The sequence below is a fragment of the Pseudoduganella buxea genome, from assembly GCF_009720835.1.
GTDB classification, from domain to species: Bacteria; Pseudomonadota; Gammaproteobacteria; order Burkholderiales; family Burkholderiaceae_D; genus Rugamonas; species Rugamonas buxea.
Genome location: NZ_WNKZ01000010.1, coordinates 60,061 through 74,112 on the forward strand (window position 1 = coordinate 60,061; position 14,052 = coordinate 74,112).

Annotated in this window: 11 protein-coding genes; 10 read left to right on the forward strand and 1 reads right to left on the reverse strand. The window is 68.2% G+C overall.

The genetic code is table 11. The features are described 5' to 3' along the window. Nucleotides 1-80: 80 nt before the first annotated feature. The 7 genes from GM672_RS05995 to GM672_RS06025 all read left to right on the forward strand — a co-directional run bounded on the left by GM672_RS05995 (nt 81) and on the right by GM672_RS06025 (nt 9,825). Nucleotides 81-530, forward strand: a complete 450-nt coding sequence (locus GM672_RS05995; RefSeq protein WP_155469613.1) for a type IV pilin protein — start codon at nt 81-83, stop codon at nt 528-530. After that, complete coding sequence (locus GM672_RS06000) at nt 518-1,150, forward strand: pilus assembly FimT family protein (protein ID WP_155469614.1); 633 nt, start codon at nt 518-520, stop codon at nt 1,148-1,150. The genes GM672_RS05995 and GM672_RS06000 overlap by 13 nt, the downstream gene beginning before the upstream one ends. After that, the gene (locus GM672_RS06005; protein WP_155469615.1) at nt 1,147-1,575 is read left to right on the forward strand and encodes a type IV pilus modification PilV family protein; all 429 of its coding nucleotides are present in this window, start codon (nt 1,147-1,149) and stop codon (nt 1,573-1,575) included. Before GM672_RS06000 ends, GM672_RS06005 begins: the two co-directional genes overlap by 4 nt. Further along, nucleotides 1,565-2,740: a PilW family protein gene (locus GM672_RS06010; protein WP_155469616.1), complete on the forward strand. Its 1,176-nt coding sequence runs from the start codon at nt 1,565-1,567 to the stop codon at nt 2,738-2,740. The genes GM672_RS06005 and GM672_RS06010 overlap by 11 nt, the downstream gene beginning before the upstream one ends. Beyond that, complete coding sequence (locus GM672_RS06015) at nt 2,737-3,321, forward strand: hypothetical protein (RefSeq protein WP_229417573.1); 585 nt, start codon at nt 2,737-2,739, stop codon at nt 3,319-3,321. The genes GM672_RS06010 and GM672_RS06015 overlap by 4 nt, the downstream gene beginning before the upstream one ends. 20 nt (nt 3,322-3,341) lie before the next feature. Then, nucleotides 3,342-8,054 carry a pilus assembly protein gene (locus tag GM672_RS06020; protein ID WP_155469618.1) on the forward strand — a complete coding sequence of 1,571 codons (4,713 nt, stop codon included), beginning with the start codon at nt 3,342-3,344 and terminating at the stop codon, nt 8,052-8,054. A 109-nt stretch (nt 8,055-8,163) separates the two neighbouring features. Next, nucleotides 8,164-9,825 (forward strand): peptide chain release factor 3, encoded by a 1,662-nt coding sequence (locus GM672_RS06025; RefSeq protein WP_155469619.1) that lies wholly within the window; start codon nt 8,164-8,166, stop codon nt 9,823-9,825. A 66-nt stretch (nt 9,826-9,891) separates the two neighbouring features. Here GM672_RS06025 and GM672_RS06030 read toward each other — a convergent pair whose 3' ends face one another. Beyond that, nucleotides 9,892-11,181, reverse strand: coding sequence for a glycosyltransferase (locus GM672_RS06030; RefSeq protein WP_155469620.1), 1,290 nt, complete (start codon nt 11,179-11,181; stop codon nt 9,892-9,894). Nucleotides 11,182-11,315: 134 nt separating this feature from the next. Between GM672_RS06030 and GM672_RS06035 the strand changes: the two genes are divergently transcribed. Genes GM672_RS06035 through GM672_RS06045 form a run of 3 tightly spaced genes read left to right on the forward strand, consistent with a single transcriptional unit; the run spans nt 11,316 to nt 14,037 of the window. Then, nucleotides 11,316-11,711: a GntR family transcriptional regulator gene (locus tag GM672_RS06035; RefSeq protein ID WP_155469621.1), complete on the forward strand. Its 396-nt coding sequence runs from the start codon at nt 11,316-11,318 to the stop codon at nt 11,709-11,711. Beyond that, on the forward strand, nt 11,708-12,583 hold the full coding sequence (locus tag GM672_RS06040) for an ABC transporter ATP-binding protein (protein WP_155469622.1): 876 nt from the start codon (nt 11,708-11,710) through the stop codon (nt 12,581-12,583). The genes GM672_RS06035 and GM672_RS06040 overlap by 4 nt, the downstream gene beginning before the upstream one ends. Continuing rightward, the gene (locus GM672_RS06045) at nt 12,580-14,037 is read left to right on the forward strand and encodes a hypothetical protein (protein WP_155469623.1); all 1,458 of its coding nucleotides are present in this window, start codon (nt 12,580-12,582) and stop codon (nt 14,035-14,037) included. Before GM672_RS06040 ends, GM672_RS06045 begins: the two co-directional genes overlap by 4 nt. Nucleotides 14,038-14,052 lie beyond the last annotated feature (15 nt).

Genomic DNA, 14,052 nt, shown 5'->3' on the forward strand with positions numbered 1-14,052 from the left:
GTCAGGATTTCCTAAGGGTAACGTCAGCTTTGGATAGTAGACTGTGGGCAATATTTGTACATTGCGCGCGGGAGGCTGGCATGATCGACAAGATTCACAAGGTTCGGGGGCATCGGGCCCGGGGTTTTACCCTGGTCGAGGTGATGATCACGGTGGCCATCGTCGCCATCCTGTCCGCCGTGGCCGTGCCGCAGTACAGCAGCTACGTGACGCGGGGCCGCCTGGCCGAGGCGTTTTCGTCGCTGGGGGCCGTGCAGCCGCTGGCCGAACAGCACTGGTCGAACCAGCGCAGCTACGCCGGCCTCGGCGCCCTGAATGCCTTCCCCCGCGCTAGCCAGAATTTCGACTATGCGCTGACGGCCGCCGATGCCGCGTCCTACACCGTCACGGCCACCGGCAAGGGCAGCGTGCTGGGCTTCGTGTTCACGATCGACCAGAACGGCAACCGCGCAACGACGGCCGCGCCGTCGGGCTGGACGGCGAACGCCGGCTGCTGGACCGACCGCAAGAGCGGCGAATGCATCCATTGATCACGCCACGGCGCCAGCGCGGCTTCACGCTGGTGGAGTCGATGGCGGCGCTGGCCGTCATCGCGGCGCTGCTGGCCGTCGGCATTCCGAACATGACGACCTGGGTCGTGTCGAACAAGGCCCGCTCCGCCGCCGAGTTCTATGGCGAGGGCTTCGCCATGGCGCGGCGCGAAGCCGTGACCCGCAATGCCGCCAGCCGCCTGGTACTGAGCCCGAATCCGAACGGCCAGCTCGATTGGCAGGTCGACGTGTGCTTCCCCGTGCCCGCCATGCCGTGCAGTGCCGACAGCGGCAGCTGGTCCACCGTGGATGCCGCCGCCGACAACGACCCCAACGCCGCCTCGCCGTTCCGCTCGATCTACCGCGCCGCCGGCGCGCTGCCCAGCGCCGAAGTGCTGGTGCCCACCGTGCAGCCGCAGGGCAGTTCCACCGTCTACTTCACGGCCCTGGGCTGGGTCGATACGACCGACCAGCAGCGCCTGGCGCGCCTGACCCTGACGCCGGCCGCCGACCTGCGCGATGCCGTGGCGCCGGTGGCGCTGGTCGTCACCCTGGCCGGCATCGCCTCGAAGTGCAACCCCGCCATCGCCGCGCCCGACTCGCGCGCCTGCCCGCCATGACAGCGCCCACGTTCAACCCCCGCCGCACGCGCCGCCAGGCCGGCGTCGCCCTGCTGGAAGTGATGATCGCCGTGATCCTGCTGGGCATCGGCCTGTTGGGCGCGATCGGCCTGCAGGCCCGCTCGTATGCCGCCCTGTCCGAGGCAGGCCAGCGCGCCGAGGCCACCATCCAGGCCGACAAGCTGGTCGCCATGATCAACAACGACGTCGCCAATATCGGCCTGTACGCGCTGGCGCCGAACACGACGCCGGGCGCCGCCATCGCGCCGTGGCTGGCCGAGACGCGCGCGCTGATTCCGGGCGCCGCCGCCACTGTCGTGCTGGTGCAGCAGGGCACGCGCTGGCGGGTCGACCTCACCATCACGTGGCGGCGCAAGCAGGGCGCCGACCAGAACACGCACCGGGTCACCGCCTATGTCATCTAGCATCCATCCGGCCAAGGGCTTCTCACCGGGTTTCTCACCGGGTTTCTCACTCGTCGAGCTGCTCGTCAGCGTCGTCGTCGGCATGCTGGCCATCGTCTTCGCCACGCGCCTGTTCGTCAGCAGTGAGCAGAACAAGGCGGCCGCCGTGGGCGGCTCGGACTCGATGCAGAACGGCATGCTGGCGATGTTCTCCATCTCGAACGACGCCGGCCAGGCCGGCTGGGGCCTGAACGACACCTTGCTGGCCGGCTGCGACACGACGTTCTCCGACACCCAGGGCTACGTGCTGCCGGTGGTATCGCGCGGCGGTGTCGATACGACGCCGCTGTCGCCCGTCGTCATCGAAAGCGGCGGCACGGCGTCGGACCGCATCACCCTGATGGCCGGCAGTGCCATGAGCGGCGTCGGTTCCGAGCGCCTGCGCGACAACTACGCCGGCGCCGGCTCCGTCAACGTGGCCACCACCCAGCCCTTCGGCTTCCTGCAGGACAGCGTCGTCGTGCTGGCGCCGGAACCGGCCGGCGGCAAGTGCGCCGTGGCCCAGCTGTCCGACACGCCGCCCGGTTTCACGCTCAACTTCGCGGCCGACGGCACGCGCCGCTTCAACCGCGCCACCCTCGGCAATGCCTACGGCGCCGGCCAGGCCCGCGTCTACAACCTCGGCCCCGTGGCGACACTGGCCTTCCATACCTGGTCCGTCGCCAACGGCAACCTGCTGCTGCGCGCGACCGACCTGGCCGGCACGGCGGCCACGCCGGCCGCCGTGGTCGACAACGTCGTCGCCATCAAGGGCCAGTACGGCTTCGATACCCGCGCCGCCAATGCCTTCGACCCGGCCACCGGCATGCAGGTGGGTGCGTGGAGCACCACGATGATCAATGCCGACGGCGACGGCGTCACGGGCGGCGCGGGCGACATCCAGCGCATCGCCGCCGTACGCCTGGCCGTCATCGCACGCAGCAAGATGCCGGAAAAGCCGGACCCCGTCACGAAGCAGTGCAGCGCGACGACGGCACCGCTGACGGTCTTCGCCGGCCGCTCGCCGGCCACCGTGGCCGCCAGCGCCGTCACGGTCAACGTCGACGTCATCGCCGACTGGCGTTGCTACCGCTACCGGGTCTTCGAGACCATCGTCCCGCTGCGCAACGCGGCATGGAGGCCATGATGCCGCGCGTCCTTCCTCCGCGCCGCCCGCAGGGCATCGCGCTGCCCGTCATGCTGATCATGCTGACGGTCCTTTTAATCAGCAGTATCTACCTGCTGCGCTCGACCACGTCCACCACGTTGACGACATCGAACCTGGCCTACGAGGCGGCCCTGTCGAAGTCGGCCGACCTGGGCCTGCACACGGCCTTCGACTGGCTCAGCACCGTCGGCAAGGGCCAGCTGACGGCAGACCGGCCGGCCGCCGGCTATGTGGCCACGCTCAACCCCGCCTGGTCGGTGCGCACGCCCGCCTTCTGGCAGGGTTCCACGGTGGTCGTCGAACAGCCCTCCAACCTGCGCATCGAATATGTGATCCACCGCATGTGCACGGGCACGGGCGACTACAACGCCGCCAACAGCTGCACGTTGACGTCGGCCAGGCGCAATGTCAGCGCGCCCACGCAGGTGGGCGACAGCCTGTCGTCGGATGCGCCGGCCTACCAGGACAAGCCGCAGCTGCACTACGTGATCACCGCCCGCGTGTTCGGCACGCGCGGCGGCAATGTCGTCAACCAGACGGTCGTGATGATGGGGCCGTGAGGCGCCGCACAGGTAAAACCATGAAATCGAAACTCCCCCATCTTCTTCAGTTGCCGTGCACGCTGGCCGCACTGGTCCTGTTTACCCTGCACGGCATGGCCGGCGCGGCGCAGACCCAGATTGCCCAGGTGCCGTTGTTGAACATCAGCGGCACCGGCACCGTCAAGCCGAACCTGATGCTGTTGTTCGATAACTCCGGGTCGATGGAGCAGAACTACACGCCGGACTACGTCAACGACAACCTGTGCCGCACCACCAGCCGGCTGGCCAACGGCGTCACGGCGTGCACGGTGGGCCATCCGCCGTTCATGAGCCCGGACTTCAACAAGCAGTACTACAACCCGCAGATCCGCTACCAGCCGCCGATCAAGGCCGACGGCACCTACTACCCGGAGCAGAACGCCACGGCCACCAGCAACTGGACCAGCGTTGCCAGCGACGGCTTCGGCAAGCAGAACGTCGACATGTACGGCAACGGCGACAATGCCATCAACCTGACCAACCAGTTCCCCGACCTGAAGTGGTGCGACCCGGACAACACGAGCGACTGCCGCTTCAACTCGGCCACCTACACCTACCCGGACAACACCTACGCGCAGGCACAGGCCGTCAGCACGGTGCCTTACTACTACAGCATCGGCGTGGCCGAATTCTGTACCGACGCCGCCATGAAGAGCTGCGTCTCCACCAGCGCGGGCGCGGCCGCGCCGGCCGGCTACCCGGTGCCCGCCACCGTGCGCTGGTGCGATACCCGCAACCTGACCAACTGCCAGGCCAAGCGCGTGGGCACGTATATCTACCCGCGCTACTCGCAGGCGCTGGGCGCCACGGTGGCCTACGCAACCATCACGATCGGGGCGAGCCGCACCAGCCTGGCCATGAACGTGGCATCGGTGGTGGTGCAGGACCCGGACGGCAACCGCACCATCAGCAACGGCAGCGTGGCGGCGCCGAACGGCACCAACACGGCGCTGAAGCAGCAGACCCTGGCCAGTGCGCTGGCCTCGTCCATCATGGCACGCACGGGCCTGACCAACCAGTACCTGGCCTGCGTGCGCAACCCGATCGGCGTGGCCAACGTGCCGGCCTGCTCGAGCTTCGGCATCAACCTGGCCAGCGACGCCGTGGTGGCGGTGGTGCCCGTATCGTGCAGCGGCTCCAAGTCGGTGACGAACTGCCAACCGTACTACGATAATTCGCGCAGCGGCTGGGGCCTGGTGGTCGATGCGCCCGCCGTGCGGGTATCGGCGCCCACGGCCCTGTTGCGCGTAACGGGTACCACGGCGAACAACCGCCAGGCGTCGCTGGCCAGCGTGGCGCTGGGCAGCACGACCCTGTTTTCCAACCTGAACCTGGGTACCGGCAGCGGCAACACGTCGGCGCAAACGGCCGCCACGGCCATCATCACGCGCATCGGTACTTCCGGCACGGTGCGCGCCTACGCGGGCGGCAACACCATCACGCCCACCTGCGCCGAAGCCGTTACGCCGGCCACCGTCTGCCTGGTCGACACGGCCAACAATGCGCCGGCCAAGACGCTGGCCGTGGGCAGCATCAGCAACCGCGGCACGATGGTGGTCGCACCCACCGACAGCTTCGTCGACACGGACAGCGTGCCGACCACCGTGCAGGCAATCTCCGGCGGCAATGCCGCGCCCAGCACGTTCGCGCGCGTCAATATCGTCAGCGGCCGCACCTATCCGAAGTCGCTGGGCCGCACCGACTGCGCCGGCAGCACCTGTACCTACGCCGAGGAGATGACGAACTTCGCCAACTGGTATTCGTACTACAAGACGCGCCTGCAGATGATGAAGACGTCCGTCGGCATCGCCTTCACGCGCCTGAACGGCAACTACCGGGTCGGCTACGTACGCCTGTCCGCCGCCGGCGCCGGCAACGCCATCGACATCAAGCCCACCGATTTCACCGGCACGGCGCGCACCAGCTGGTATTCGACGCTGTACAACACCACCACGTCCGGCTCGACGCCGATCCGCACGGCGATGGACAACGTGGGGCGCATGTACGCCAACCTGTCGCCGTATGCCTACTCGGACGGCAACCAGGTGGTGCAGTACCCGTGCCAGCAGAACTTCCTGATCCTGACGACGGACGGCTACTGGAACGGCAGCACCACCAACAATGTCGTCAACAACGACGACAAGGAAAGCGTCACGCGCTTCTGCATGCGCAAGGACGCCTGCGTTGATACCCGCGGCCAGGGCCAGCCCTCGATCTCGGACGTGGCCCTGCACTGGTATAACGGCGGCTCGTCCACGGGCACCGTGTCGCTGCGCCCGGACTTGGAACCGAATATGCTCAAACCCGGCCTGGTGCCGGCCGCCGCCGGCGAGAACACCCACCTGCACATGACCACCTACACGCTGGGCCTGGGCGTGGACGGCGTGATGAACTACGAACCGAAGTACGACAGCGCCCCGGCCGTCAACGGCGACTTCTTCAACCTGAAGAATGGCGTCACCAGCGGCTGCCCGTGGAACAACGGCGGCGCCTACGTGTGGCCGGACCCGAACACGTCCAGTACGGCGTCGACCGTGCAGGAGCGGGTCGACGACCTGTGGCACGCGGCCATCAACGGCCACGGCAAGTACTTCAGCGCCAGCCAGCCGAAAGACGTCGTGGCAGGCCTGCAGGAAGCGCTCGACAAGATGCAGATCAGCGTCGGTGCCGCTGCCGCGGCGGCCACGTCGACCCCCAACATCTCGCTGGAAGACAACGACATCTTCTCGTCCACCTTCACCACCGTGAAGTGGTTCGGCGTGCTGTCCAAGCGCAACGTCGACACGGGTACCGGCATCGTCGACACGGCGCCCGTGTGGACCTCGGCCACGGCCATGGGCGGCCAGGTCGCCACCACGGGCACGGCCGGCAGCACGGTGGACGGGCGTACCATCTGGATGCGCGACGGCGCCACCACCGACCTGAAGCCCTTCTACTATGCCAGCATGAGCGCTGCCGAGAAGGCCTGGTTCACCAACAAGTGCACGCAGCTGACGCAGTGCACCCTGCTGGACGCGGGCAACCGCGCCATCGTCAACGGCGGCACGGAACTGGTGAACTGGCTGCGCGGCCAGCAGCAGCATGCCGACGACGTCGTCTTCCGCGCCTACAGCAACAGCCGCGATGCCGATCCGAATGCCACCGTCACGGTGCCCGTCGTGCTGGGCGATATCGCCTCGTCCAAGCCCGCCTATATGCGCGACCCGCGCAAGAACTACTCGCTGGCCGGCTACACGACCTTCAAGGAAAGCCATGCGCTGCGCGCACCGGCCGTGTTCGTGGCCGCCAACGACGGCATGCTGCACGCCTTCGACGCGGCCGACGGCAGCAGCGGCGGGCGCGAACTGTGGGCCTATGTGCCGCGCATCACGATGCAGAAGCTGCCCGCGCTGGCCAGCACCACCTACGGCACCAACCACCAGTACACCACCGACGGCTCGCCCGAGCTGGCCGACGTGCAGATCAACGGCCAGTGGCGCACCATCCTGGTGGCGGGCCTGAACGGCGGCGGGCGCGGTTACTACGCGCTGGACGTGACGGATGCCGGCCCGGCCTGGACCGACGCCACCGGCGCGGCCAGGGGCGGCCAGAAGCCCAAGCTGCTGTGGGAGCTGTGCGCCGACGCGGCCCTGTGCACGCAAAGCCGCCTCGATGCCAGCAATATCGGCCTGACCTTCGGCAGCCCCCAGTTCGGCATGCACAACGGGCGCTGGGTGGTGTACGTCACGTCGGGCTACAACAACGTGCCGGGCGGCGACAACGTCAATGCCGGCGACGGCAAGGGCTACCTGTTCATCGTCGACGCGGCCACGGGCGAGGTGGTGGGAAGAGTCGGCACCGGCATCGGCGACACCACGACGCCTTCGGGCCTGGCCAAGATCACGGCCATCACGGCCGACCCGGCCACGGACCCCGTCACCACGTATATCTACGGCGGCGACAACAACGGCAACCTGTTCCGCTTCGACCTGACGGCCGGGGCCTCCGTCAAGCGGATCGGCATCGCCACCATCGGCAGCGTGGCCCAGCCCATCACGGCGCGCCCGGACGTGACCTTGTGCGCCGTCACCAGCACGGCCGCCGACGGCAGCACCAGCCAGAGCGCCCAGCGCGTCGTGCTGTTCGGCACGGGCCGGTTGCTGGACCTGCCGGACATCGCCAACGTCGACGTGCAGAGCCTGTACCTGCTGCGCGACGACGGCACGGTCGACCTGAACCTGCGCGGCGGCACGATGCAGCAGCAGACGCTGTCGCAGCGCACGTCGACCGAGGGCACGGGCGACGACGCCGTCACCACCATCGACGAGATCGACCTGACCGGCAACAAGGTCAACCTGGCCACGAAAAGCGGCTGGTACTTCGACTGGAAGCTCAACGGCGGCGAAAGGATGAACCTGGACCCGAAGATCGTCTCGGGCGTGGGCAATGTCGTGACGAACATCCCCACGTCGGAATCGTCGTGCTCCGTCGGCGGCACGTCGAACTTCTACGCGGTGGACGTGTGCCACGGCACGGGCGTGAACGGCACCATCGTCGGCAGCATGCTGTCGAACACGTCGGCGGCGGTGGGCTTCATCATCGTGCGCCTGCCCAAGGGCGACCTGAAGATGATCACCACGACGGCCAAGGGCGAAACCTTGACGCGGCCCTTGCAGGAGCTCGACACGGTGGGCGCCCACCGGGCCGGCTGGCGGCGGGTGAAGGGCGACTGAACAGTATGGGAGGGGGGGCGACCCCGCCCCCTCCCGAAATCCGCCCGGTGGCGGCCAAAAAACGGTAAAATCCCCGGTTTTCCCGTGAGCCGTTTGATTGGCCGCCACCATGTCCGAAGAAATCGAAGTCACCAGCCCAGAGAATCAGGAAGCTGCCGCCGGCAGCGCCAAGGCACCAGCGCTGATCGCGCGTGAAGTGCAGCGCCGCCGCACGTTCGGCATCATCTCCCACCCCGATGCCGGCAAGACCACGCTGACGGAAAAACTGCTGCTGTTCTCGGGCGCCATCCAGATGGCCGGTACCGTCAAGGCCCGGAAGAGCGCACGCCACGCCACGTCGGACTGGATGGAGATCGAGAAGCAGCGCGGCATTTCCGTCGCCTCGTCCGTGATGCAGTTCGATTTCCGCGATCACATCATCAACCTGCTCGACACGCCCGGCCACCAGGACTTCTCGGAAGATACCTACCGCGTGCTGACGGCGGTCGACTCGGCCCTGATGGTGATCGACGCGGCCAAGGGTGTCGAGGCGCAGACCATCAAGCTGCTCGACGTGTGCCGCATGCGCAGTACGCCCATCGTCACGTTCATGAACAAGATGGACCGCGAGACGCGCGACCCGCTGGAACTGCTGGACGAACTGGAATCGGTGCTGAAGATCCAGTGCGCGCCGGTGACGTGGCCGATCGGCATGGGCAAGAACTTCCGCGGCGTGTACCACCTGCTGCGCGACGAAGTGCTGCTGTTCCGCGCCGGCGTGGAAAGCGCCAACCAGAGCTTCGAAGTCATTTCCGGCATCGACAATCCGCGCCTGCAGGAGATGTTCCCCCTTGAGATGGACCAGCTGCGCATGGAAGTGGAGCTGGTGCACGGCGCCTCGCACCCGTTCAACCTGGAGGAATTCCTGGCCGGCGTGCAGACCCCCGTGTTCTTCGGTTCGGCCATCAACAACTTCGGCGTGCGCGAGATCCTGTCCGCGCTGGTCGACTGGGCGCCGCCGCCGCGCGAGCGCGACGCCACCGTGCGCAGCGTGAAACCGACCGAGCAGCCGTTCTCCGGCTTCGTCTTCAAGATCCAGGCCAATATGGACCCGGCCCACCGCGACCGCATCGCCTTCCTGCGCGTATGCTCGGGTCGTTTCGAGCGGGGCATGAAGGTGCGCCACCTGCGCCTGGGCCGCGAAGTGAAGGTGTCGTCCGTCGTCACCTTCATGGCATCGTCGCGCGAACAGGTCGAGGAAGCGTACGCCGGCGACATCATCGGCCTGCCGAACCACGGCAATATGCAGATCGGCGACAGCTTCTCGGAAGGCGAGATGCTGCAGTTCACGGGCATCCCGTACTTCGCGCCGGACTTCTTCCGCTCGGTGCGCATCCGTAACCCGCTGAAGATCAAGCAGCTGCACAAGGGCTTGCAGCAGCTGGGCGAGGAGGGCGCCGTGCAGGTATTCAAGCCGGTGCAGGGCGGCGAACTGGTACTGGGCGCCGTCGGCGTGCTGCAGTTCGAAGTCGTGGCCAGCCGCCTGATGAACGAGTATGGCGTGGACGCCGTGTTCGAAGGCACCAGCATCAGCAGCGCGCGCTGGGTCTCGTCGGACGACAAGAAGGCCCTGGTCGATTTCGAGAACTCGCTGGGCCACAACGTCGCCTACGACGCGGCCGGCAACATGGCCTACCTGGCGACCTCCGGCGTCAACCTGCGCCTGACCCAGGAACGCTGGCCCCAGCTGACTTTCCACGCCACGCGCGAGCACGCGACGAAGCTGGACTGACGGTGTACCGGCACCGGCCAATGGCCCTGGCCGGTCGCAGTTCGGTGTCGGGCACCTGAATCGAATTCAGGCGTCCGGCACCGGATACCCCGCGCCGCCAAAGCGCCGTTCGATCAGCGCGACGGCCGCCGCCACGCCATCCTCCTGCCGCATGGCGGCGCCGACGGTTTCCGCGCGCGCCGCCATGGCGGGCGACGCCAATACATCCTTGATCTTGCGGGCCAGTTGCCGCGCCGACGTGCTGCGCCTCTTGACCGGCTTGCCCGCCACGCCCAGCCGCCGCAGCTCCTTGCCCCAGTGTTCCTGTTCGCCGATATGGGCGACGACGATGGACGGCCGGCCCGCCAGGGTCGCGGCCTGCGTCGTACCGGCGCCGCCGTGGTGCAGGATGGCGCGGCACCGGGGAAAGATGGCGTGGTGGGGCGCCGCATTCACGTACAGGATGCGTTCATCCGCCATGAAGCCGCAGTCCTGCCAGGACGGTCCCTGGATGATGGCGCGGCAGCCGGCCAGCCGGGCTGCTTCTGTCAGCAGCTGCAGCGTCGCGCGCTGCTCGTCGGTGTCGCCCGGCGTCCAGCTGCCCAGGGTCATGTAGATGGGGGCCTCGCCGGCGGCCAGGAAGCCCGCCAGCGCCGGTGCGATGGCGCCTTCCACGTCGATATTGGGCATGTCCAGGAAGCCGCAGACCTGCACCGTATCGGGCCAGTCCGGCTGGCGCGCACAGATGGTGGGGCTGACGCCGACCAGCGTCAGCGACGGCGACATCCATAGGTCGACCATGTCGGCGGCCGGCGCCATGCCGGCGCGCTGGCGCAGCCGGTCAGGCCATGGTTTCAGCACACGGTTGAAGGCGCGGCGGGTCAGCCACCACAGCAGCCGGTTGCCGGTCCGGCCGAAGTCGCCCAGTGGGTGGCCGAATGCGGACGGCACGCCCGCATGGGACAGGAACACGCTGACATACGGGCACCCGGCCTGTTCGGCCGCTGTCTGCAAGGGGTACAGGAAATGGTGGCCGATGACGAGGTCGCAGTCGGCGCACAGCGCCCGGGCCGCCGCGAACAGTTCGTCCTCGACCGGTGCCATACCCAGGCGCAGGATGGCTTCGACCTGGCGCATCGGGTCGGCCGTGCGGTAGATGTCGCGTGTCATGCGCACGGCCTGGTCCGGCGCCATGTCGGGAAAGGCAAGCACCCGCACCGTCACGCCCAGCGCGGCGCCGGTGCCGGCATAGGCGGCGCCGTCGAAGGTGCTGATGACAAGGGTGACGTCGTGGCCGGCCACCCGCAGGCCATGGGCCAGGGCCAGGAAAGGGCGCATGTCGCCATGACTGCCCCAGGTTTGCAAACCGATCTTCATCCTTCTCCTTCGTGTGCCGACGTGGGCGCATTATCGCCCGGCGCCACGGCTTCGCGTGTTTTCTTGACAAGGCTCTACCCACCGTATACTGTATTACTCAATTAATACAGCAGACAATTAGTCGCAGACAATCCATGACCCAACACACACCGGCGCTGTTCGCCATCGCGCCCGGTTCGCTCGAACCGATCTACCGCCAGGTGATCGAGCAGGTGCGCCGGCTGGTGGCGGCCGGCGTGCTGGCGCCCGGCGACAGCTTGCCGTCCGTACGCGAAACGGCCCAGGCCCTGGCCGTCAATCCGATGACGATCTCGAAGGCCTACAACATGCTGGAGACGGAAGGGGTGCTGGCACGCATGCGCGGGCTGGGCATGCAGGTGGCGCCGCGCTCGACGCCGGGAACGCCGGCGCAGCGCGGCTTGCTGCTGCGTCCCACCTTGCTGCGCGCCGCCGCTGAAGCGCGCCAGCTGGAGCTGGACGATGCCGCCGTGATCGAATTATTCAAACAAGTCCTGAAGGAAGTGAAATGACTGAAGTCGTGGTGGCGATCAACGCCCTGAAGAAAACGTTCGGCCGCCAGGGCGTGCTGCGCGGCGTCGACTGGCAACTGAAAAAGGGCCAGGTCGTGGGCCTGCTGGGCCGCAATGGGGCCGGCAAGTCCACCCTGCTCGAATGCATGCTGGGTCTGCGCGAAAGCGACGGCGGCGCGGTGACCCTGTTCGGCGAGCCGGTGCATGCCCTGTCCGAGGCAAGCCGGGCCCGGATCGGCTACGTGCCGCAGACGGCGGACCTGTTCGACTGGCTCACGCCCGTGCAGATGTTCGACTATTTCAGCGCCCTGTACCCGCGCTGGAACGACGCCCGCGTGGAAGGGCTGATGCTGCGCTGGGGCTTCCATGGCGAGGCGCGCAACAAGCCGATCGGCCGGCTTTCCGGCGGCGAGAAGCAGCGCCTGTCGATCATCCGCGCGCTGGCCCATGAGCCGGAACTGCTGGTGCTGGACGAACCCGTGGCCAGCCTCGACCCCGTCGGCCGGCGCGACTTCCTGCGCGAACTGGTGGGCGAGGTGATCGACCGCGACACCACCGTCGTGTTCTCCACCCATATCCTGTCGGACCTGGAGCGGGTTGCGCTGGACGTGGCCTTCCTGAAGGATGGCCGCATCGGCCTGCAGGCGCCGCTGGACGAGCTGCTGGACGGGGCCCGCCGCGTCACGGGCACGGGCGCCGCCCTCGACGCGCTGTGCCTGGAAGGGGAGATCCGGCGCGAGCGCCATGCCGACGGCGCCGTCAGCGTCGTGGCGCGGCTGTCGCCGGCGGAACTCGACAGCCTGCGCGGCATGGCGGCGGTGCGGGTGGAGGCCCTGAACCTGGAAGACCTGTTCGTCGAGGTGACCAGGTGAGCGCGCTCGATACTTTCGGCGTCGCGGGCTATCGCATGCTGCTGTTGCAGCCGGTGCTGGCGCGCCGCCTGAACGGCTCCTTGTGGATGACGTGGCTGCTGCTGGGTGCTGCCGGCTTTTCGCTGTTGGCCTTCGGCCTGGGCATGGACGACTGGCGGGCCGGCATGGTGGTCGCCGCCGTCATGCTGGGGGCGCTGGTCGTCATGTGGTGGCTGCTGTTCCTAGTCAGCGCCATCGCCCAGAACGCGCCTGCCCAATCCTGGCTGGTGCCCGGTTTGCACGGACGACTGGTCAAAGCGGCTGCGTTGTTGTGGGTGACCGGCACGGCGGTCATCGGCCTCGCGTTCGGCATCCCGCTGGGCCATGTCGGCTATGCCTTGCTGGCCGGCGGCGCGTTGCTGCTGTTTATCGCGGCCATGCAATCCTTCCCATGGCTGGCCGTGCTGCCGCTGCTCTTCATGGTGTCGCAGCGCTTCCTGCCGTTGCAGTCGTCGGTGCTGGCCCAGCTTGAAACCCTCGGCGAGCCGCTGGTGACGGCGATCGGTGCGGCGTTGCTGCTGGCACTGGGCGCGGCCATCCTGCACCGTACCTTCCCCCGCGGGGGCGACCGGCACCATGCCTGGCAGCGCCGCCTGGGCGAACGCGCCGAGGCCATCAAGGCCGGCAGCCTGCCGGGGGCCCCCGACCCGACCGGCACCCGCCCGTCCCGCTGGCGCGACGCCCTGTATTTTGCCGGCCTGCGCCGCGCCAGCCGTCCGGGCGGCCACCTGCTGCGATCCCGCAACCGCGCCAGGGGACTGCTGTTCGGCCTGGGCACGGCGTCGCACTGGGGCTCGGTCGTGCTGGGCCAGCTGTGCGCGGTGGCCTTCGTCACCGTGGCCGGTCGCGGCATGCTCGCCGTGAACGACCCGCAAGGCATGGCCGTGATGTTCTGCACCACCTTGCTGGTGATGCCGATGCTGCTGCACGTGCACGCCGTGCTGACGGCGATGCACCGTTACCGCGCCGAGCAGGCATTACTGCGCCTGGCCCCGGCAGCGCCGGACGCGGCCACCTTCAACCGCCAGTTCGGCGCCGTGCTGCTGCAACGTTTCCTGCTGGTCTGGCTCGCCGCGACGGCCGGTACGCTGGCAGCGGCCGCCGAGCTGCTGCCCGGTCCGCTGGCCCGCACTACCATTGCGGCCACGGCGGCGCTGGCGCTGCTGGCCGGTGCCTTCCTGCTGCGCGATTATGCGTCGCTGCGGCGCATGCGCCTGGCCTTCGGTATCGCCGTGACCGTGCTGGTCGTGGCCGGCGTGGGCCTGCGCTTGCTGATGGCGTCGGCGGGGCACGCGGTGCCAGCGTGGCTCATCGCCGGCCTGGTGGCACTGGCCGCGCTGGTACTGGCGTGGCGCCTGCGCACGATGGCGACGCGGCCGCTGGCCTTTCCGGCGGCGCGCCTGGCGCTGGACTGAAGCCAGGCCGGCGCG